This is a genomic window from Veillonella sp. (assembly GCF_041333735.1).
Classification (GTDB): Bacteria; Bacillota; Negativicutes; order Veillonellales; family Veillonellaceae; genus Veillonella.
On sequence record NZ_JBGKFB010000001.1, the window covers coordinates 542,632 to 563,138 of the forward strand.

The 20,507-nt window shown below is 38.4% G+C and carries 20 protein-coding genes and 1 pseudogene; 6 read left to right on the forward strand and 15 right to left on the reverse strand.

Annotation, left to right across the window (positions count from 1 at the left end; all coding sequences use genetic code 11):
• Nucleotides 1-57 precede the first annotated feature (57 nt).
• Genes ACDF53_RS02455 through ACDF53_RS02465 form a run of 3 tightly spaced genes read left to right on the forward strand, consistent with a single transcriptional unit; the run spans nt 58 to nt 2,848 of the window.
• A complete protein-coding gene (locus ACDF53_RS02455) occupies nt 58-789 on the forward strand; it encodes a metal ABC transporter ATP-binding protein (protein ID WP_287534135.1) in 732 nt (243 codons plus the stop codon).
• Entirely contained in the window at nt 786-1,751 is a 966-nt protein-coding gene (locus ACDF53_RS02460) for a metal ABC transporter permease (RefSeq protein ID WP_370815370.1), read from the forward strand. Before ACDF53_RS02455 ends, ACDF53_RS02460 begins: the two co-directional genes overlap by 4 nt.
• Nucleotides 1,748-2,848, forward strand: coding sequence for a metal ABC transporter permease (locus tag ACDF53_RS02465; protein WP_370815371.1), 1,101 nt, complete (start codon nt 1,748-1,750; stop codon nt 2,846-2,848). Before ACDF53_RS02460 ends, ACDF53_RS02465 begins: the two co-directional genes overlap by 4 nt.
• 159 nt (nt 2,849-3,007) lie before the next feature.
• On the opposite strand, the gene ACDF53_RS02470 is transcribed toward ACDF53_RS02465, so the two are convergent.
• The 11 genes from ACDF53_RS02470 to ACDF53_RS02520 form a co-directional block, all read right to left on the reverse strand.
• Complete coding sequence (locus ACDF53_RS02470) at nt 3,008-3,490, reverse strand: GNAT family N-acetyltransferase (RefSeq protein WP_370815372.1); 483 nt, start codon at nt 3,488-3,490, stop codon at nt 3,008-3,010.
• A gap of 174 nt (nt 3,491-3,664) precedes the next feature.
• Entirely contained in the window at nt 3,665-4,084 is a 420-nt protein-coding gene (locus ACDF53_RS02475) for a GNAT family N-acetyltransferase (RefSeq protein WP_370815373.1), read from the reverse strand.
• 80 nt (nt 4,085-4,164) lie between these two features.
• On the reverse strand, nt 4,165-4,629 hold the full coding sequence (locus ACDF53_RS02480) for a GNAT family N-acetyltransferase (protein WP_370815374.1): 465 nt from the start codon (nt 4,627-4,629) through the stop codon (nt 4,165-4,167).
• A gap of 29 nt (nt 4,630-4,658) precedes the next feature.
• Nucleotides 4,659-4,982 carry a hypothetical protein gene (locus ACDF53_RS02485; protein ID WP_370815375.1) on the reverse strand — a complete coding sequence of 108 codons (324 nt, stop codon included), beginning with the start codon at nt 4,980-4,982 and terminating at the stop codon, nt 4,659-4,661.
• A 129-nt stretch (nt 4,983-5,111) separates the two neighbouring features.
• Entirely contained in the window at nt 5,112-5,621 is a 510-nt protein-coding gene (locus ACDF53_RS02490; protein ID WP_370815376.1) for a hypothetical protein, read from the reverse strand.
• 108 nt (nt 5,622-5,729) lie between these two features.
• A complete protein-coding gene (locus ACDF53_RS02495) occupies nt 5,730-6,146 on the reverse strand; it encodes a hypothetical protein (protein WP_370815377.1) in 417 nt (138 codons plus the stop codon).
• Between the two features lie 202 nt (nt 6,147-6,348).
• Nucleotides 6,349-7,821 carry a hypothetical protein gene (locus ACDF53_RS02500; protein ID WP_370815378.1) on the reverse strand — a complete coding sequence of 491 codons (1,473 nt, stop codon included), beginning with the start codon at nt 7,819-7,821 and terminating at the stop codon, nt 6,349-6,351.
• Nucleotides 7,822-7,827: 6 nt separating this feature from the next.
• Nucleotides 7,828-8,694 (reverse strand): DNA adenine methylase, encoded by an 867-nt coding sequence (locus ACDF53_RS02505; protein WP_370815379.1) that lies wholly within the window; start codon nt 8,692-8,694, stop codon nt 7,828-7,830.
• Nucleotides 8,695-8,730: 36 nt separating this feature from the next.
• Nucleotides 8,731-10,266, reverse strand: coding sequence for a glutamine-hydrolyzing GMP synthase (guaA, locus tag ACDF53_RS02510; protein ID WP_370815380.1), 1,536 nt, complete (start codon nt 10,264-10,266; stop codon nt 8,731-8,733).
• A 175-nt stretch (nt 10,267-10,441) separates the two neighbouring features.
• Entirely contained in the window at nt 10,442-10,633 is a 192-nt protein-coding gene (locus ACDF53_RS02515) for a 4Fe-4S binding protein (RefSeq protein ID WP_296008867.1), read from the reverse strand.
• 305 nt (nt 10,634-10,938) lie between these two features.
• Nucleotides 10,939-12,078, reverse strand: coding sequence for an HAD family hydrolase (locus tag ACDF53_RS02520; protein WP_370815381.1), 1,140 nt, complete (start codon nt 12,076-12,078; stop codon nt 10,939-10,941).
• Nucleotides 12,079-12,295: 217 nt separating this feature from the next.
• On the opposite strand from ACDF53_RS02520, the gene ACDF53_RS02525 reads away from it, so the two are divergent.
• Nucleotides 12,296-12,610, forward strand: coding sequence for a hypothetical protein (locus tag ACDF53_RS02525; RefSeq protein WP_370815382.1), 315 nt, complete (start codon nt 12,296-12,298; stop codon nt 12,608-12,610).
• Here the strand turns inward: ACDF53_RS02525 and ACDF53_RS02530 are convergent.
• Nucleotides 12,603-13,784 (reverse strand): amidohydrolase, encoded by a 1,182-nt coding sequence (locus tag ACDF53_RS02530; RefSeq protein WP_370815383.1) that lies wholly within the window; start codon nt 13,782-13,784, stop codon nt 12,603-12,605. The genes ACDF53_RS02525 and ACDF53_RS02530 overlap by 8 nt on opposite strands.
• Nucleotides 13,785-14,034: 250 nt before the next feature.
• Here ACDF53_RS02530 and ACDF53_RS02535 point away from each other — a divergent pair, with 250 nt between their 5' ends.
• Both ACDF53_RS02535 and ACDF53_RS02540 read left to right on the forward strand, forming a co-directional pair.
• On the forward strand, nt 14,035-14,817 hold the full coding sequence (locus tag ACDF53_RS02535; RefSeq protein ID WP_101928688.1) for a basic amino acid ABC transporter substrate-binding protein: 783 nt from the start codon (nt 14,035-14,037) through the stop codon (nt 14,815-14,817).
• A 183-nt stretch (nt 14,818-15,000) separates the two neighbouring features.
• Nucleotides 15,001-17,370 (forward strand): tetratricopeptide repeat protein, encoded by a 2,370-nt coding sequence (locus tag ACDF53_RS02540; RefSeq protein WP_370815384.1) that lies wholly within the window; start codon nt 15,001-15,003, stop codon nt 17,368-17,370.
• 113 nt (nt 17,371-17,483) lie between these two features.
• Here ACDF53_RS02540 and ACDF53_RS02545 read toward each other — a convergent pair whose 3' ends face one another.
• The 3 genes and pseudogenes from ACDF53_RS02545 to tnpA form a co-directional block, all read right to left on the reverse strand.
• Nucleotides 17,484-18,734, reverse strand: a complete 1,251-nt coding sequence (locus tag ACDF53_RS02545) for an inverse autotransporter beta domain-containing protein (RefSeq protein WP_370815385.1) — start codon at nt 18,732-18,734, stop codon at nt 17,484-17,486.
• Between the two features lie 322 nt (nt 18,735-19,056).
• A pseudogene (locus ACDF53_RS02550) lies at nt 19,057-19,320 on the reverse strand (transposase); the annotation flags it as partial.
• A 200-nt stretch (nt 19,321-19,520) separates the two neighbouring features.
• A complete protein-coding gene (tnpA, locus tag ACDF53_RS02555) occupies nt 19,521-19,982 on the reverse strand; it encodes an IS200/IS605 family transposase (protein WP_005380067.1) in 462 nt (153 codons plus the stop codon).
• Nucleotides 19,983-20,507 lie beyond the last annotated feature (525 nt).

Sequence of the window (20,507 nt, forward strand, 5' to 3'; positions counted from 1 at the left end):
TACACGTGCTACTAGTAATACATTGCTGGTAGCACTCATTATTAAAAGGAGGTCTCTATGGAATGGGCCGTTGAAGTTGAAGATATGACCGTAGCCTATACGACGAAACCCGTATTATGGGACGTAGATATGAAGGTGCCCATCGGTTCCTTAGCGGCTATCGTCGGCCCTAATGGAGCCGGAAAATCTACATTATTAAAGGCCATGCTTGGCTTATTAACAGTTATCTCAGGGAGTGTTAAGTTTTATATCGATCACCACTTAGCGATGGACAAACATGATTACAAGAAAATCGCTTACGTCCCTCAAAGTGGTAGTGTCGACTGGGACTTTCCTACTACCGTATTAGACGTCGTACTCATGGGCCGTTATGGTCATCTAGGTTGGTTCAAACGACCTAGTAAAAAGGATAAAGATCTCGCCCTCTCCATGATTGATAAAATGGGCATGAGTGACTATGTAAACAGGCAAATTCGTCAACTTTCAGGGGGACAACAACAGCGTGTATTCTTAGCTCGTGCCCTCGTACAAGAAGCAGACATTTACCTCATGGACGAACCTTTCAAAGGCGTCGATAAAACAACAGAACATGCTATTATCTCCCTTTTACAAGAAATGAAAGCGCGCGGCAAAACAGTTATCGTCGTGCACCACGATTTAAATACGGTACCTCAATATTTCGACTGGGTAACGATGGTGAACAAACAGACCGTTGCCTACGGCCCTGTAGCAGATACGTTTACAGAGGAAGCCATCGAGCGCACCTACGGCAAGGGGAGGATTGTATGACTATACTCCAATCATATACGACGCAGATGGTACTGCTCGGCACGGCGCTCTTAGGCCTTGCCAGTGGTATTGCAGGCACCTTCGCAGTACTGCGCAAGGAAAGCCTCATCGGTGACGGCCTCTCCCACGCGGCACTGCCTGGTGTAGTCATCGCGTTCTTGCTAACCGGTATAAAAGACATTGAGGTACTCATTATAGGTGCCGCCCTATCCTCTATCACTGCGGCATGGCTCATTACCATCACCGTAGAAAATAGTAAAATCAAATTCGATGGTGCTCTGGCTACTATACTATCTGCTTTCTTTGGTCTTGGTATGGTTCTACTCACCTACCTTCAAAGTCTGAACAATGCAGGTCAGGCGGGGCTTTCAAAATTTATATTTGGACAGGCCGCCACTATATTAGCTCGCGATGTGTACATTACATCGGCGGCAGCGCTCATCATTATCGTTTTAACAGCCTTATTTTGGAAAGAGCTAAAGCTCATTTCCTTTGACGTAGAATACGCTAAAACATTGCAAATTCCCGTCACCTTTACACTCATTTTATATCGTTCACTATTGATCATGACCATCATCATCGGCATTCAATCAGTAGGTGCTATCTTGATCAGTTCCCTACTCATTGCACCGGCCGTAGGGGCCCGTCAGTGGACGAACAAGCTAGGTACCATGTGTATACTAGCAGGATGTTTCGGCATGGTATCTGCTATCGGCGGTACCATTTGGAGTACAACAGTACAAAAACTACCTACAGGTCCTGCGATCATCGTCATTCTGTCGGTTATCGTACTATTGAGTCTCATATTTGCACCTAATAGAGGCATCTTGTGGCAATATCGTAAAAACAAACAATCAAAACAAGCTTTATTATCAAAAACTGCAAGGATAAGTCCTGCCGATTTACAACAAAAGATATATAGAGCAGAGGGTGGACAGCCTCGCATAGGAGGTACCCCATGACAGTACATACAGAGATTTTACTCATCGCCATCGCAGTATCCATCGCGTGCGCTATCCCTGGTGTATTCCTTGTGCTACGCCGCATGTCCATGATGGCTGACGCCATTACGCACACCGTATTCCTCGGCATCGTGCTCGCTTTCTTTGTAACGGAAGACTTAAACTCCCCCTTGCTTTTAGTAGGGGCAACCGTAGTTGGCGTAGGAACGGTGTGGCTTACAGAGATGATTCATAACACGGGCCTCGTCAACGAAGACGCGTCCATTGGTATCATCTTCCCGCTCCTCTTCTCCATTGCCATCATCCTCGTCAGTCTCTATAGTGGTAACGCACACCTTGACGTAGATACGGCACTTCTAGGGGAAATCGCGTTCGCCCCATTCGACAGATGGATTGTAAACGGTACCGACCTAGGTCCTGTATCACTATGGATTTCCCTGGGGGTAGCGGTAATCAACCTCGTATTAGTTATGCTCTTCTACAAGGAATTGCAGCTATCTACCTTCGACCCATTATTAGCAGGGCTCTTCGGCTTCATGCCAGCCCTCATCCATTACGTGCTGATGACCATGGTATCCCTTACCGTGGTGGCTTCATTCCAAGCGGTAGGTGCTATCCTCGTTATCGGCCTCATGATTGGACCTGCGGTTATCGCTTATTTATGGACTGACTCTGTGAAAGCCATGCTCACTAGCAGTATCATCATCGGCATTATCTGTGCCGTTATCGGTACGGAAGTCGCTTTCACCCTAGACGTATCCATTGCAGGCGCTATCGCAACAACGATCGGTCTCGCCTTATTAGTTGCCGTTATTTGCACGCCAAAGACAGGCTATATTGCAACCTATCTTCGCCAACGCCACTTGCGTCGTCACTATCGAGAAACGATGATGCTCTGCCACATCTATACCCATATGAATACACCTGTGGCAGCCATTGAAAATGGTATCGGCACCATTCACGAACACTTGAACTGGAAGCCAGACTATACACACCAAGCCGCATCACACCTTAAGAAACAAGGCTTGTTGTATGTAACAAATGGGTACTATATGCTGACCGATAAAGGCGTGGCACAAGTTAAAGAAATTATTTAATTATTTTTAATCAGACTCCTTCAAAATACATATCTTCCCAACAAAAAGAAGCTGAAATCAATGCTGCACTGCAAAGATTTCAGCTTCTTTTATGGGAACTATTATATCCAGTTTTATTGTAAAACCATAAATAGTTAATCCCTACTCATTTCTAAGCACCTAAAACACAATCCGCATTTGGTACCATTTAGCGCCGCCGTGATCCGATTCAGACTCACCTTCATTGACAAAGCCAAACTTGGCGTAATAATGAATCTTTTCTTCCTTACAAGTCAAAATAACACCCTTACGCTTTTCCTCTCTCGCAAGGTCAATGAAAGCCTCAATTAACTTACCACCTACACCGCGTTTCCGATACTCTGGCATTGTATTCAAACCAAATATCATCTGCCATGCACCGTTAGGATCATGTAAGGATGCATCAGCAAACATCTCATCCGTTAAAATTTCATCATCTGTTACGAAGCCATCGATAAAACCTATTGGCGTATCGCCTTCAAAGGCAATTAAAAACTGACCAGCATAATACCTTAACCGCTCTTCAAAAGCCTCACGAGGTGCTGCCTCAGCAGGTGGGAAGCACGTTGCTTCTATATGTGTCACTAAATCTAAATCTGCAATTGTCGCTTTTCGTATTAACATATTAATGTCCTTCTTAATATCTTTATGTATTGAGCTATTTATATAACCCTATATTTGTAAAGATTACCTTTTAAGGTAAATCCGTTAACAATAAACCATTTTTAGTATAAATGGTTTACACCATAAAGGCTACACATACATATAACTATGTGTAGCCTTATAGTAATTTGCTAATTATTTATCTGTGTATTTAGGCACGTTACGATACTGCATTGGCAAGGAATTTTCTTTTACCTTAAAGCCGTGTTTCTCGTAAAATGGTGCATTCTTGCTGTCGCCAATCATAACATTGATATACAAGTAAGACTTGTAAGCGGTTTTCACCATTTCTAGTAAATGACCTGCAATGCCATGCCCCTGATAATCAGGATGAACTAGCACATAGTTTATAAAGCACACTAGCTCGCTATCATCCATGACCCGGATAAGACCAACTAAACGGTCACCATCCCACGCAGAAATCACACGAGATGAATTCATCAGAGCCTTATGCAATCGATCAGGATACTTGCCTACCACCCAACGAACAGATAGAGATAAATCTGCTACCTGCTGGGGCGTAAAATTTCGCTCTTCAGTATAGGTAATCGCCATAACAGCTCCTCCAATGAACTCCTAGTTTCTTAGAACCTAGATTTCAAGATTCTTATACATACACTATCTAATAGATGCTATCAAATAAGTGATTTACTCATATAGATAACATCATCCATAGGGTTATGATAATACGGCTCACATTCAGTAAAGCCATGCTTCTTGTACAAATGGATGGCTGCTTGTAATGGTTCAATTGTATCTAATACCATTTCTTTATAACCAGAGGCCTTAGCATGATCCATGATACTTTCAATAAGACGATCGCCAAGAGCATGTCCACGCCCCTCAGGACGTACATAGAGACGTTTCATTTCACAACGGGCCTCACTATGCTGATAATACGCCACCATGCCGAGTATCGTGTCATTATCATCGATAGCTACTAATAACTCACCATTGGGAGCCGTATATTTCTCAGCAATATCTGCTAATTCCTTATCTAAATTCTGAAAGGACAAATCACGACCAAGCCATTGGGTATACTCAAGAATTAATGCCTTTACTTGATCTAAATACGGTTTGCCATCAACTATGTTAATCATATACACTCCAGAGGATACAATCCTCACAACTATTTCTTCTCATATGGTGTATGTTGGAAGATTTCTTTTACAACTCCCTCTCCAACAATAGTACTACCTTCCAGGATAAAGAACTCTGTACCAACTTGTAAGCTAGAATAATCTACATCCTCATTCACTGGCAACGCATTGGCTCGTATGGGCTCATTAAAGATAACATCCTCACCATCAATAACGTTGATTTCAAAATGTTCCTCACTACCTTTGATAACTATATGAGGACTATACTTTCCATTATTCAAATTTGGTGGTTTCGTATTCTTCTTGCTACAGAAGGTAACAGTGCAACTAATAGTAAAATCTAAATCACTCATATTAGGCCTCATCAATTACATATACCATATTGCCTGTAAAGTATATCCGAGCAAAAGCTAAATTGTTCTATGTTAAGATTATCTGATCAATCTAGAACCTTTTTTTAATTTCCTTATCTTCTATATATTTTAACTAAAAAGACTTTTATAAAGCGCCTTAATTTCTCGTCCGTATTTCACTGCACCGGGAATATGCAATCTTTTATAATAGTCTTCTAATATTTCTGGGTGATTTTTCAAAATATCAAATTCAATCATATACAAAGCAATACTTGTTATAGAATATTTTCCTAATTCAAGTATAGTTGATGTATCTTCTCTATCTAATTCTTCGCCTTTCGTAAAATCCCCATCAGGATATTCTTCACAAGTTTCATCACTGTATTGCCAAAAGGCTTTACTCCAAAGAATCAGTTCTTTACGATTGTATTCTATTAATTGCTCGAAAAACTGCATTAACTCTTCCTCAGAATATAACTTGCAATTAAACCCTTCTAATAAGAATTGTCTTTGATTCAATCGATTTCTTAGCTCTTGAATTTCTATACTTTGTAGTTCTTTATTAAAGTTATCAGGCCCTAATTCCTCTATAATATCTAAATATTTAGGGCTATCTAAAAATTCTTTTAAAATTTTCATATCCTTACATCCTTACAGAATTAACACCTTCCATAATAAAGAACTCCGTATCTGCTTTTATAACAAAGTAATTTACAATTTCAAAAACTAACAACATATTAACTCATATTAGGCCTCATCGATTATATATACCATTTTGCCTGTAAAGTATATGTTCATTATACAGTGAACAGGATTTCCTTCAGTCCACAACCATCCTTGGAATGCAGCACGTCCCCAATTATAGGTCTCCGTAATGACCTCAAACTCACTTTCACTATACTCCTGTTGATACTGAGGTAACTCAATTCTTTTACCTGTGAAAGTATCTAATATTGTACTATCAAAGACGAGAATTTCTAAATCATCAATATCACATTTCTCAAATACAATCTTAGCCTTGTGAGTCTGTTCACCACTATTATCATAAGAGAAAATATAATTAAAGGTAAACGTTAAATTACCATCTGCGTATTCTATTTTTTGTACCCTTGCATCATGGAGAGAATATTTAAAATACGCTCCAAAAGATCTTGTGATTTTCATAGGACCTCATTATATAACTATGATTAACCAATTAAAATACAGTCAATCCAATCTATCATTATATTAAAAATAGCTTGTTCTTCCTTAAAATATTAATCTTATATTATATATAAAAATAATGCTGGAACAATACAAAATGTATCATTCCAACATTTATTATTTTTTAATATACCATGCTTAAAGATGTACCTAGTTTCTAACCCTATGCTTCATTAGATAACAAATAGTTTATAATCGTTAATAAACCTTTTTGTGGTAATTGAATTAAACTATTGGCATCTAAACGAAATTCATGAGGTCTATGTATTACCCAATTTAACGGATCCACATTTTCACTATAATCCTTAAATAGTTTATTAAAATAACCCTGAATTTTTTTATCTGTAATATAGTTAGCTAAATTTTTATTATAGTTATCTATAATCCTACTAAGTTTTCCTGAATCTTTTTTTACACGGGACCAAATCAGTTGATCTGATCCTTGAATCGTATGTTTTTTAGAATAATATATTATGGCTTGCTCAATAATTGCACGTACAAGAAATGCTGTTGCTATAGGATAATATTTCACAAGTTTCTTTTCTGAAAATAATTCTAACTCTTTACATATAGCGGATACACCATGCGAATCTACATCTGATGGCAATAAATTACTATAATTAAGCCCTTGGAAAAAATACGGTAAAATTTTAGTATTCCCCTGAGTAGTTATAATATTATTTTGTGCCGGTTTAACTGATTTTATATCATTAACATTTAAAGGGTCTTGATTTTTCGTAATAGGTATTTCATCATTCTTTTGATTCTTAGTAACAGTTATACCTTTAGATTGACTATCAGAACCTATTTCATCATTAAGACTTTCCTTTTCCTTATTAAGTAATCTAATATTATAATCACTAATCCAAGGTAATAATTTATCCTCTATAGTACCTGCTTTATTAAATAAACGAGTGACAGCAATCCCTGCGTTCTCTGACTCTTTTACAACCCATTTAGAAGCATCTATTACTAATTGCATGCGCTTTTTTGTAAAAGTTCCCTCATCAGAAACATCTAAACCAATTCTCCTCTTTATTACCCTATTATTAAATATTCTTTCAATAGTAGTAAATGGTAAGATATTGGTAATATCTAAATCATCAAAGTATTTTTTTACATAAAAATCCACCAAATATGAGAGTGTTTTTTCATGATTCATCCTAACCTTAAAATTTTCTTTTTCACGTGCCGACCACTGTTTAGTTCCTTTGCCTTTGTCTTCACCTGAATGTAATCTCTCCATAATAAAAAAAGCATCTTTTTCATTAGTAACATAACAGCTAATTTCCTCAGAAATATTCCCTTTTTGACTAATTTTCTGAGCTTTATCTTTAGTTGCTACATCTAAGAAACTAAATTTATCTGGCTCTAAAAGAAGTTTTAATACCGCAACTCTTCGATTACCTTCATAAACAATATACCTTTTTAAATCATTTGAATAAACAACTACAATTTGCTGATTACCTAATAAACCATTCTTTTGTATATCATCAGCTAAGTTAAGCATATATTGAACACCAACAGAATTAAATAATTTTTTTAAAGTATCTACTTCATTAGTTCCGATAACATGTCGAGGATTTTCAAAATAATTGAGTAGATCTTTAATTTTTAATTTTTTAATCTCTCCCATTACTTATTATGCTCCATTAAATAAAATTGTTAGATATTCTTCTTCATTTTTTGGTCTTTTAAGTTTTCTCGCATAGAACATTATTTCACTAGCTGAACGTTTATTTTGTAAAGAATAATTCAATTTAAACTCAATATTACATACACTAGAGTACATCGCTTTTATGGCATTTATATTATCATATGTAACAATCCACATCCGATTTTTTAATCTACTTAATATCATATTAGCCAAATTAACATGATCACCATGAGAATAAAAATTTTTATATAACCCAGGACCTTTACTATAATAAGGCGGATCAAAAAAAGTAAAGGTCTTTCTTTTGTTTAAAATTACATTTTCAATAAAATCAAGGGCTTCTAAATTATATATACTAATCTTTTCTCTATACGCTGCAATTCTTTCAATTTGTTTAATAAGCCTTAATTTATTAAATCTACAATCTATTAAGTATTCTCCGGTTTGTTCTAATCCACCTATAGGACCCGCTTTATCAACAATTCCGGAACGATTGGTTCTATTTAAAAAAAATGTTGAAAATCCAATTTCTAAATTACTATGATTTGAAAGATTATCTCGAATTGCTTTTTGTCTATGCCACTCTTCTATAGTCACTTCTGTGTTTGTTACTAACTGAATAAATTCATCTGTACGATATAAAATACTTTCCCAAAAGCAAAAAATTGTAAAATCATAATCATTTAATATTATACGATTAACCAGTCCATTAAATAAAAGTTCCAATGCAACTGCTGCTCCACCACAAAAAGGCTCAATATATGTAGTGCAACCATTTTCTTTTATTAAACGAGAAACATAATTATATAGTTTATGTTTTCCTCCTGGGTAGCGCAGTGGAGAAGGATTCATGAATACCTCCATAACCGTAAAATAAAGCTAAGGTATCTATTCCCACTCAATTGTTGCAGGTGGTTTAGATGTAATATCGTACACGATACGGTTGATGTGTTGTACTTCGTTTACGATACGGCGGGAGATTGTATCCAATACGTCGTAAGGGATGCGTGCCCAATCAGCAGTCATGAAGTCTGTTGTTGTTACGCCACGCAATGCCAATGTGTAATCGTATGTACGGAAGTCACCCATAACGCCTACAGTACGTGTAGATGTTAATACTGCAAAATATTGGTTGATGCTACGATCAAGACCAGCTTTTGCAATTTCGTCGCGGAAGATGTAGTCCGCATCACGCAAGATGTCGAGTTTTTCTTTCGTGATTTCGCCCATTACGCGGATAGCAAGACCAGGACCTGGGAATGGTTGACGCCATACGAGGTAATCAGCCAAACCTAATTCAGAACCAAGTTCACGCACTTCGTCTTTGAAGAGGTTGCGCAATGGTTCAATAAGGCCTTTGAAGTCTACAACTGCAGGCAAGCCGCCTACGTTGTGGTGAGATTTAATAACTTCTGCTTCGCCAGTACCGGACTCGATAACGTCAGGGTAGATTGTACCTTGCGCCAAGAAGTCAACGGAGCCGATTTTACGGCCTTCGTCTTCGAATACGCGGATGAATTCTTCGCCGATGGCTTTACGTTTTGCTTCTGGATCTTCAAGACCAGCCAATTTATCTAAGAAACGTTTTTCTGCATCGACGCGGATGAAATGCATGCCGGAATCTTTGAAAGCTGCTTCAACTTCATCACCTTCGTTTTTACGCATTAAACCATGGTCAACGAAGATACAAGTCAATTGGTCGCCTACGGCTTTAGAAATAAGAGCTGCTGCAACGGAGCTATCTACACCGCCGGATAATGCCAATAATACTTTGCCATCGCCTACAGTGTTGCGGATGTCTTCAATAGCAGTTTTTGCATAGTTTGCCATTGTCCATGTGCCTGTGAAACCACATACTTCGTACAAGAAGTTGTGAAGCATTTCTTTACCATGTTCAGTGTGCAATACTTCTGCATGGTATTGCATAGCGTATAATTTACGCTCTTTGTTTTGCATGGATGCAACAGGGCAGTCTTTTGTATGAGCAACAATTTCGAAACCTTCAGGTACTTTTGCTACATAGTCAACGTGGGACATCCAAACAACTTGGTCTTCGTCCAAACCTTTGAACAATGGGGATGTAGTATCCACTTTAGTAGGTGTTTTACCAAATTCACGGTTGTCCGCAGATTTAACTTCGCCCCCCAATGTATGCGCCATAAATTGCATACCATAGCACATGCCAAGGATAGGAATACCAAGTTCAAAAATCTCTTTTTCGATTTTTGGAGAGTTTTCTTCATACACGCTGTTAGGGCCACCTGTGAAGATGATACCTTGCGGTTTTAATTCTTTAATTTTGTCCAGCGCTTTGTTGTATGGATATACTTCGCAGTATACGTGATTTTCACGAACACGGCGCGCGATCAATTGATTATATTGACCACCAAAGTCAACAACAATAACAAATTCCTTGTTTTCCATGCCTTCCTCCATATGCATCTATTTGTGAAAGTATATTCACTATTTTTTAATGCCCATACATTTCTGTACTGGGGGTGCGTTTTTTCGAAGCAAACGCTAATTTTCATTACATTTCATTATACCATACGAAGTATATGGACTCCATATATTCCGTATGAAATTTATAGAAAAGATTTTAATGTTCGGATTTTGGAGTCATTTTTACAGCTCCAACGGGACAGATTGAATAACAATCGCCACAACCGATACAGCCTTTTCCAATATTAAATCGAGTCTCCCCTTTGGTGATGCATTGAACAGGACAATCTACGGCACATGCACCACATTTAACACATGTATCATCTATATGAAATTTTAGATTCCCCATCCTACATCACCTCCTATGGTTTGGATAAAAACCAACCATTAAATATATAGTTTTTTCAGATACTACCAGTTAAAAGTATTTATTTTTAACTGGTAGTATCTGAAATTTATATGTATATCGAGCTCAATCCAGGTTAGAAGGATTTACTTTTAACTGGTAGTATCTCAGATTTACATATATTAATCATAATCCAGATTAGAACGTTTTACTTTTAACTGGTAGTATCTCAGATTTACATATATCAATCATAATCCAAATTAGAAAGATTTACTTTTAACTGGTAGTATCTTTAATTTTAGATATGATTACTGATTCTTAAGTAATTCATTGTTGTAAGCAATAGCTGAATAGATTGCTTTAGCCGCACCTTGATGGTTGTTATCTGTAGTCACGTAACGGGCTGCTTCTTTAATATTCGGTTTACCGTTCCCCATAGCAACACTAGCACCAGCAAAGCGTAGCATGGAAAGATCATTTTCACTGTCGCCCAGTGTCATTACTTCATCTGGATTAAAGCCCCAGTGATTTGCCAAGGCCTCTACGGCTGTTCCCTTTGTGGTATGGGGTAATACGAATTCTAAGTTACCTTCACTAGAGAGTAGTACATCATAGAAACGTTCACGGCCCGTACCATCATGGGACATACCTTGGTATTCATCGCGTAAGTCTTGTAAGATACGTTGGCGCATAGGCTCATCGCCGTAGAAGATTTGCATTTTTTCAGGACCTTCGTCTAAGAATTCCATATGAGCTAGCAAATCACATACCATCGTACGGGTTGCCAAGATAAATGGACGGATATTAGGTCTAAAGAAGAAATTAGACTGTTCTACTTCACACTCAGACATATTTGCATGTGCCGCTGCATCACCTTCGGCTAAAGCATAGTGATCATGTGTTTCACCTGGCAAATGTTTTTCTGTATCAGAAGGTATATGATTGTCCATTACGCTATGGGAACTCTTTGCATCACTATCATTACCTTCCTTACGTTCATCTAAGCATGCACCTAAGCGTTCCGGTGTAATACAACGAGATGGTGGATACATGCCATAGATTTTATCTTTCACATAGGCCTCCACATAGACGCCATAGGTTAAGAGTTTGCGCAACAAATAGAGTGCTTGTTCTTTATCAAAGGTAACATGGAACAGCGTGCGATTTTCTTCCTTATCCATTACATAAGCACCATTAGTACACATGAAATAGCGTAAGCATGGCAGTTTCTCGATGACATCATTCATCTCATTCCAAGCACGACCAGAAGCGATGGCTACGCGAATGCCACTTTCACGAGCTGCACGAATCGCCTCTATAGCGTCATCGGGGATGGCCTTGGCATCGTTAACCAACGTACCATCTACATCAGATGCAATGAATCGGATGGGTTTATCACCAGTAAGACCTATATAGTTTTTAATTTGTAATGTTTCAGTTGAGGACATGAAGCCTCCTTCAATATGGTATATAAATGGATAGATATTATTGTAAATCAGTAGTACAGTAATATTTAGATGTATATATAAGCAAAAATATAACGATTGAAATTTAGGGATTGAAATATAGCATTAAAATGTAAAGTAATCCCGTCCCAAATATCTCTATAAAAATACGTAAATAGTAATCGACATAGATAGGAAGTGAAATCATATGCGCATCATAATGGATCGAGATGCAGTTTGTGCAGGCGATGATATGAATCATCATCGGGAGGAATTTGTCGTTCCAGATGATATCACTATCGCTGGTTTATTTGAATTTCTTGAGTTTAAGTACATTCCAGTCATCGCTGGAAATAACGTGGTCTGGGCGCTCTATTATCACGACCGTGAGTTAGGTGCCTATTTCACCAAGATTCAGAGCTTCATAAACGGAAACATCTCATTATCATCCATCATTAATAGATCTGAAAAAGACCATGAATTCTACCTACACTATTACAGCCATCCTGATAGATATAGAAAAAGCTTTATTTAGTTGCATTAAATTCAGCAACGATTTCTTCTAATACAGCTGGATTTTCTACCAATCTTAACAAGGTGCGGCCTATAATATTAGCTCCGTCCACAATTGTTTGTTCAATGGTAGATTCTAACATAGCCGCAGCGAATTCTTTAGAGTGGCACACCTTATCTTCCCCAGCGAGTCGCAATTTTGGATGGAATGCAGCACATTGATAGCTAACATTACCGATGTCTGAGCTGCCCCCAATATCTGCTGGACCTGGTTTGAAATCAATGCCCATATCAGACATTACGTCTTCAATGAGAGCTGTGCCTCTATGGTTTTGGTTCATATCATCATAAGGATTACCGTAAAACTCTACATCTACAGTAGTGCCTGTACAGAGGGCGGCACCTTCAAAGATGTTCTTAATCTGTTCAGATAAGCCATTCAAATATTCACGTTCAGTATGACGCACCGTCACTTCTAATTCACCGAATTCAGGAATAACATTGGATGCGGTACCACCGGCAATGATCCACGTGCCAATACGACTTTCAGGACGTACTTGTTGACGCATCATATCCATCGCATGAATAGCGAGTTGCACACCGTTTACAGCATTGATACCATTCCAAGGTTCACCAGCTGCATGAGCTGGTTTACCGTGATAACGAGCGCGGAAACAGTCGAGCGCCAAGAATTGGGAATTAGGTCGTGTTTCTTCTCCATCAAGGTGAACCATGATAGCAAAATCATACTCTTTAAACACCCCTGCGTTACACATATCCACCTTGCAACCTGTGGCTTCTTCATCAGGTGTACCGATGATATCGATGTCCATATTGAAAGCAACGCCGTCTTGTTGCATTTTATGTAGGGTTAATGCTGCCAGAACACTCATAGAGCCACTGGCAGAATGACCACATGCATGGCCTACTTCAGGGAGTGCATCATATTCACATAAAATTGCCAAACGACCTTTTGAGTTATCTACTTTCACTGCAGAAGCCTTGAACGCTGTCGGCAAATTACAGAATTCATAGGTTACATCCATGCCATGTTTTTCAAGAACGGCGCCGATCGTTTTGACGGATTCAAATTCACGACTGGAAAGTTCAGGGTTCTTAGCTAATGTATAATTGATGGCAAACGCATCAAGTGCGAAGCTTTTACAAAGATCAGAAAAGGTATTCGTAAGGGACATAGTGCCTCCATGTATATACGCCAATGATTGTAAAGAATGAAGATACTCTACAACCTAAAATAGAAAATCTTATATTACTATAAAGTATGGCCTAAGAGTGAGCCATCTTAAATAAAAATTTTAAATATAATGATAAATATAAAACTCATTTACTCTTAATTATACAATGTTATTGCCTATTATTGTAAAATTCCGTACAATATAAACAGAATTTGATAAACCATGTATATGGATGTTTGAGGAGGTTTCTATGTTTAAGTTCAAAAAATTGACAGCCATCGCCCTCGTAGCGGTAGCAGCAATGGGTTTATTGGCTGGTTGTGGCAATGACAAACCAAAAATGACACAACAAGAAGGTGTATTGCGTGTAGGTTCTGAAACTACATTCCCACCATTCGAATTTACTGAAGGCGACAAATACGTTGGTTTCGACGTTGATTTGTCCGAAGCAATTGCTAAAAAACTTGGTTTAAAAATGGAATTCAAATCTATGGGCTTCGATGCTTTGATTCCAGCAGTTCAATCTGGCGATATCGACATGATCGCAGCAGGTATCAATGCTACACCTGAACGTGAAAAAGCATTGGACTTCTCCGATGTATACTTCGATCAAGGCGGTTTCATCACAGTTGTTCGTAAAGACAACACAACAATCCACAACATGGATGAATTAGCAGGTAAAACTGTAGGTGCTCAAATTGGTACAATCCCTGTTGAAATGGCTCAAAAAATTCCTGGTACAACAGTAAAACAAATCGATTCCAATGCTAATATCTTCATGGAATTGAAAGCTGGTACAATCGACGGTGCTATCATCGATAACGCAGTAGCTATGTACTACCTCAAACAAGGTGCTGATCAAGACCTTAAACTCGTAGGCGAACCTACTAAAGCTGAAGGTACAGTTCTTGGCGTGAAAAAAGGCAACAAAGCTTTACAAGAAGCTGTTAACAAAGCTCTTAAAGAACTTAAAGAAGACGGCACTTACCAAAAAATCTACGACAAATGGTTCGGCGATTACAACAAAAAATAATATCTATCTCTATGAACTAGGATAAATATGCCCCCTCTGAAAGACTACAGGACTCACAGTATTGTGATTTCAAAGTTCTTTCAGAGGGGATTTTTTATTCTAATCCCTCTTTTACGGTCCCTCGCGTTCGTTATATAATAAATACGTATTCTATAGTAAATGTAATTAATCAAAGGAGGCCTTATGGCACAGTACTTTACGGAACGCCTACAAAAGGTCTTCCACATGATTTTCACATCTTACAATCAAGAAATGGCTCAAGAAGGTTTGCGCCAATTAGAACTGATTGTAAATAATCAACATACTCCTGAACAACCGAATCACCGGGCATTAAGAAACGATATGACGACCTCGATTGAAAATGAAATCGAATCTAAAGAGGACGCATTAAAAATAGCCAGCGATTCAGAGGCTCGTGAGTTAGCTGATGCGTATGCTTTATTGGCTCGTATCTATGCAGGGCCACGCTTTACATGGGAGGAATCAAACTTCCCAGAAAATAACATGCGCACCTATCAATGCTTGCACGATAGCATTCGCCGTTGTAGTCCTATCGGTACCTTACAAGCATTGCGTATCAATGGAACGATTACACCTACAGTCGAAAAGGATATGTTAATATCTTTTGACGATGCATTTCGTATTGTTTACGACTACGCAGAGCAAGGTGATGCCTTCTGCCAATACATTATAGGCAATGTCTTTTTCTGGCGTGATGACGACCGCATTAGTCTTGCGAGGAATATGATTACACCACCGCGCCTAAGTTTGGCAAAACGTATCCAACAGAGCTTGCAAAAAGGTTCTATACAGGAACGCCTTATAGCCTTACAAGGTACTATTTCCAATGAAACATTACAGGAAAATGCTACGAATCTCGCCAAGGAATGGTTTAATAGAGCACTCGATAACGGTCTCGCCATGTTCCAAGGCAATTTACGCAACATTTATATCGATGAAGGCGATTTTGATAACGCCCGCCGCGTGGCTTTAACCGCTGCTGAGCTAGGCAATCCTACGATGATGCTCTACACCGGCCTAGACTGTCATGAACATGGAAAATTTGAGGACGCTTTCACATGGTTTACGAAAGGTGCCGCCTTAGGTCAAGCTGAAAGCACCGCTGAATTGGCAGATTATTACTATCATTTCTATGATGCAAAAGAGCTCCGCAGAGTCATTCCCTATAATCCTGTAAAAGCGATTGGACTCTACCGCCGTGCAGCTACTAAATATTTCAGTGATGCCGGCTATGCTGCATTACAAGCTGCCTTTGGCTATATCTTCCACATTGGCCACCTACCGCTCGACTGGGGCCTCATTGCAGATCTAACTCACATGGCAGCGACCAAAGAACGCTTTATGTTCTCCTTGCCATACATTGGTTACATGCGCATCCATGGTTTTGGTGTAACGAAAAATATACGCTTTGGTGTACAATCCTTAACACGTGTACTAGATGAAGAAAAGCGCGCATTAGAAGAGGAAGATCGCGTTCTCTTCTATAATATTACACGAGCTTTAACGCGCGTTGCCTTAGGCTATGCCTATGAAAAAGGCTATGTTTCAGGCAAACCTGATTTAGATTCTGCAGTAGCCTATTACGAAGAATCCCATCAATACATTCTGTCTCACAAGGCTAATCTAGATGAAGAGTTAAAAGATATTTCTATCGATGATGAAGCAGAAGAACGGTTAGCGGCCTTTGAAGAGGTTGATGGCCATTGGCGCTACAAGGAAGGTATTACAGAGTCTACAACCACAGTACGTCCTGGTCATACGGAATGGCCTCAAAATGCAGCACGTTTATCTGTAAACATGGATGACTTCTTATGGGACACTACCTTATATGATTGGCAAACCATCGAGCACGCCTTAGCATCACAAGACGAAATGAAACTTAGCTTTTACAATCATTTCCTATCCGTTCCAGACAAGCTACGCAACATTTTTAAGCTAGATGTAAAGCGTATGCTACGTGATACGTACCAAGTCAGAATACATGGTTATGACCCTACAGAAGGTCAAGAGATGATCTATCGAGCACTATTCAAAAAAGAGAATACCATTCAGCTATTAAAAGACCTCTACGATACGCACCAATTGCCTATATTAGGAGACAACTGGTCTATCGAAACGAACGAGGAAAAGCCGACTTGGCATTATGTACTCGATGTAGATCAACAAGCATTCCTACTTGAAGAATACGACGATGCTAACGCCATGATACAAACTGCACTACAAGGCTTAAAAGACAAAAAATACGAACAAATTAATGTCCGTACTCATGACTTTATTGGCCCATCCTATTTCATTTTCAGAGGCAATCACGCAAATCCATTTAGAGTTCAACTCTATCTAAAAGAATCCGTGCGCCACTCTATCGACAAGGATGGAAACCCTCTAAATACGCCAGGTAATACCTATCTATTTGAACAACATTTAGGTAACGAAGTATCATTAAACTACTGGATTCAAAAAACGATTAATACCTTAGAAATTCCTGAGCTAGACAACTGGAAAAAACTCAGCGTACCTAAGGCATTACAATAGAAATAACCGAGAACATAAAAAGAGCTAGTACATAATGTACTAGCTCCTTTTTATAACCTATGAACAAGCTAAACTATTATAGATGATCATGAGGGTAATGAACACGTAATCCCCTATAAACCAACATCGACAAACTGCTGTTCATAAGTATTTTCCACAGTTTCTTGTACAATCATGTCGCTACGATGTACCTTATCAAGCATCTTAGAACGAGCCGTTGTAATAGCGCTTTCACTATGTTTACCACCACGCCAAGCAAACTTGGATGTACCGATGGTATATTTCAAGGTCGCATAAGGACCACTCAAATGATGAGATGCTGTTTGGTAACCCGCATCAAGAGTAAGATGCGGTGTGATATGGAATTCTGCACCCACTTTAAAACCTTTTATGGCATCACGTTTTTTTAATTTATGATACCCTACTCTTACAGCCTCTCTACCACGCCAATTATAATAGTCCGCATAGACACGAGCCCAACGAGCATTTTTGAAAGTTCGTGAGTATCCTACATCAAATCCACTGGCAGCAACCTTTTCTGATAGCATCCAATGATTTTCATAAGAAACCACACCATAATTATAAAGACTTGTATCAGAATCTCTACCGTATGGATACAATCCTGCGGGATCACCCAATACAACACTACGCCCATGGAGCCCTGTATATTTTCTATCATCAGTCCCCAGATTTCGGTACAGATTAGCATGAAATTCATTCAGGCCTGCCACATATTCTACACCGCCACTAACACGCTTATAACCACCTTTAAACACATGGTCATAGAACGCATTAACACCAACATAAGCATGTTCACCTTTGCTAAGGCGACGATAGCCAATACCAATATTAGCATTCATCCCTAAGGATTCTTTCTTATCTGTTTGTTTATCGTGTCTTATAAACGTCCCTGCAGGTCTGGCTGGCTCCAAATAACTATCTAATTTATAAGATGAAATTTTTTCTCCACTGCGCCCAATGCGACCTTGTACAAAGACAACGCTTTTAGCATTTTCATCATAATGGGTTATAGGTTGCAAGGTCTCAATATACAATTTATTGATTTCAGTAGATTTTAAACTTTTCGAAGTTACAGTATGTAGATCAGTTCTCGGTGGTGACCCAACAGCATGGTGCTGTGTATGCGTCTCTTTCGAATCTTTCATACCAACGCCGACTACCACATCAGTACGATCCATCCAGCTAGAACGAACTGCTTCATGCTTAGCCCCATTCACTTCTGTAGTAGAGTCTGCAATACCTTGGCCATGTCCATTTTGTACATCTGCTGCAAAACCTATAGCACTAAATGCACATGCTATGGTCCCCAAGACCATAGATTTTAATATTAAATAATCTTTCATTCTATCTTCTCCCTCTTATATCTCCACACAGAGAATGTTTCATTGTTATTTCACTTTAATTATATGAATGATTTTCGATAAGGTCAACACGAATACTTGTATATAAACGAGATTTAAAAAACATCTAAATCATCATAACTCACTTTTAATAACTCACTTTTAATTACCAATAAAATACAATCATAACCATCCGTAGAACAGGTAGTTTACTCTGACCCTATAAGGGGCTTTCTCTAGTGGTATCCCTCTAAAGAGCGCATTGAATAATCTAATCCCCCCTATTACCACTGGCCGCCTCCCTACTCGAAGGCTTTTCTTTTGCCTATTTTACTGGCTCACTCGTAAACGGATTGGTATATTCTTTAAAGTTTAATGTATCTTGTGCTATATCTTCTTGTAGTTGATTCCTAATATGCTCTTTTATCGCTCCTTCGTATCGTCCTACCGCATCCACATAATATCCTCTACACCAGAAATGTCTATTTCCATACTAATATTTTATATTTACATATTTATCGAATATCATGAGGCTACTTTTGCTTTTTAAATATCCCATAAAATTCGATACACTTAAATGTGCTGGAATCAAGAGATTTTACTGACCCCCAGTTTAACTGGGGTTAGTCATGCCTATTCGGCGTACAATCAGAACCACCCGTAAAACGGGTGGTTTGCTCACGGGCTATAAGCCCGTAGTACTAGGCCAGCGTCTAAAGGCGCTGGCTTTCACTACGTTCAAGCCGCATAGCCATTGACTCGTAACGTTCCCCTTAAAGGGGATGTGTATTACTTGCTACCCTTAAAAGGGTCCTCATATTCTTTTACACTAAGCTTATCTTTCATTTGGTCATGTAACTCTTGCTCACGTATATATTTCTTTACTGTAGCCTCATTTAAACCTACTGTACTAACATAATAACCCTCGGACCAAAAGTGTCGATTTCCAAATTTATACTTTAAGTTTGCGTGTTTATCGAACATCATTAGTGCACTTTTCCCTTTTAAGTATCCCATAAAAGATGATACTGATATTTTAGGTGGGATTAATACTAGCATATGCACATGATCAGCCATAAGCTCCCCCTCGATAATCTTGACGCCCTTATATTCACATAAACGTCTCAATATTTCACGTAAACTATTTCTGTATTGATTATATATAACTTTACGTCTATACTTAGGTGTAAATACTATGTGGTATTTGCATAACCATTTTGTGTGCGCAAGGCTCTGTGTCTTTGTTGCCATATAAAATCACCTTTCTTTTGCATATAATGCGGCTTGAACACCTACATTATACTTAAGCAAGGTGATTTTTTTGTATAACTTTCGTTGCCGCACCCGCATAGCGGGTGGTTTAATGATTCGCGACTACATCGCGAACCAGTCTAAAGACAATAATATAAGAAAAAGACCACCCGCAAGCTGGGTGGTCTTTTTGCTGGGGAATGAAATTGTTATTTGAATAAAGGCAGTAAAGCGTTAGCTAAACCAGTAAGCGCTGCCAAGATTGCTTTAACGATTGCTGCAACCATTTCTCTTCCTCCTTCTCATATAAGAACAAGAACTAAACTAACTATAAACATCTTAAACCAGGAAATTAGTTTTTATATGAAATGCGTAAAAATTTACACATTAAAATTTCATGAACCAAATAACGAAGTCTTAATTGATATGAATAGTTACATGAGAAAGATAGCATACAATGAATTCATAAATTTCTATAAAATTTTAATAATCAACAAACTAAGAGATATAGATTTTCATAAACGC

Excerpts from the sequence above, each read along its gene's own strand:
- ACDF53_RS02480 (WP_370815374.1), bottom strand. The coding sequence starts at position 4,629 with ATGATTAACATAGTTGATGGCAAACCGTATTTAGATCAAGTAAAGGCA.
- ACDF53_RS02460 (WP_370815370.1), top strand. The coding sequence starts at position 786 with ATGACTATACTCCAATCATATACGACGCAGATGGTACTGCTCGGCACG.
- ACDF53_RS02515 (WP_296008867.1), bottom strand. The coding sequence starts at position 10,633 with ATGGGGAATCTAAAATTTCATATAGATGATACATGTGTTAAATGTGGT.
- ACDF53_RS02455 (WP_287534135.1), top strand. The coding sequence starts at position 58 with ATGGAATGGGCCGTTGAAGTTGAAGATATGACCGTAGCCTATACGACG.
- ACDF53_RS02470 (WP_370815372.1), bottom strand. The coding sequence starts at position 3,490 with ATGTTAATACGAAAAGCGACAATTGCAGATTTAGATTTAGTGACACAT.
- ACDF53_RS02465 (WP_370815371.1), top strand. The coding sequence starts at position 1,748 with ATGACAGTACATACAGAGATTTTACTCATCGCCATCGCAGTATCCATC.
- ACDF53_RS02540 (WP_370815384.1), top strand. The coding sequence starts at position 15,001 with ATGGCACAGTACTTTACGGAACGCCTACAAAAGGTCTTCCACATGATT.
- ACDF53_RS02495 (WP_370815377.1), bottom strand. The coding sequence starts at position 6,146 with ATGAAAATCACAAGATCTTTTGGAGCGTATTTTAAATATTCTCTCCAT.
- ACDF53_RS02520 (WP_370815381.1), bottom strand. The coding sequence starts at position 12,078 with ATGTCCTCAACTGAAACATTACAAATTAAAAACTATATAGGTCTTACT.
- ACDF53_RS02490 (WP_370815376.1), bottom strand. The coding sequence starts at position 5,621 with ATGAAAATTTTAAAAGAATTTTTAGATAGCCCTAAATATTTAGATATT.
- ACDF53_RS02530 (WP_370815383.1), bottom strand. The coding sequence starts at position 13,784 with ATGTCCCTTACGAATACCTTTTCTGATCTTTGTAAAAGCTTCGCACTT.
- ACDF53_RS02505 (WP_370815379.1), bottom strand. The coding sequence starts at position 8,694 with ATGAATCCTTCTCCACTGCGCTACCCAGGAGGAAAACATAAACTATAT.
- ACDF53_RS02475 (WP_370815373.1), bottom strand. The coding sequence starts at position 4,084 with ATGGCGATTACCTATACTGAAGAGCGAAATTTTACGCCCCAGCAGGTA.
- ACDF53_RS02535 (WP_101928688.1), top strand. The coding sequence starts at position 14,035 with ATGTTTAAGTTCAAAAAATTGACAGCCATCGCCCTCGTAGCGGTAGCA.
- ACDF53_RS02545 (WP_370815385.1), bottom strand. The coding sequence starts at position 18,734 with ATGAAAGATTATTTAATATTAAAATCTATGGTCTTGGGGACCATAGCA.
- ACDF53_RS02525 (WP_370815382.1), top strand. The coding sequence starts at position 12,296 with ATGGATCGAGATGCAGTTTGTGCAGGCGATGATATGAATCATCATCGG.
- tnpA (WP_005380067.1), bottom strand. The coding sequence starts at position 19,982 with ATGGCAACAAAGACACAGAGCCTTGCGCACACAAAATGGTTATGCAAA.
- guaA (WP_370815380.1), bottom strand. The coding sequence starts at position 10,266 with ATGGAAAACAAGGAATTTGTTATTGTTGTTGACTTTGGTGGTCAATAT.
- ACDF53_RS02485 (WP_370815375.1), bottom strand. The coding sequence starts at position 4,982 with ATGAGTGATTTAGATTTTACTATTAGTTGCACTGTTACCTTCTGTAGC.
- ACDF53_RS02500 (WP_370815378.1), bottom strand. The coding sequence starts at position 7,821 with ATGGGAGAGATTAAAAAATTAAAAATTAAAGATCTACTCAATTATTTT.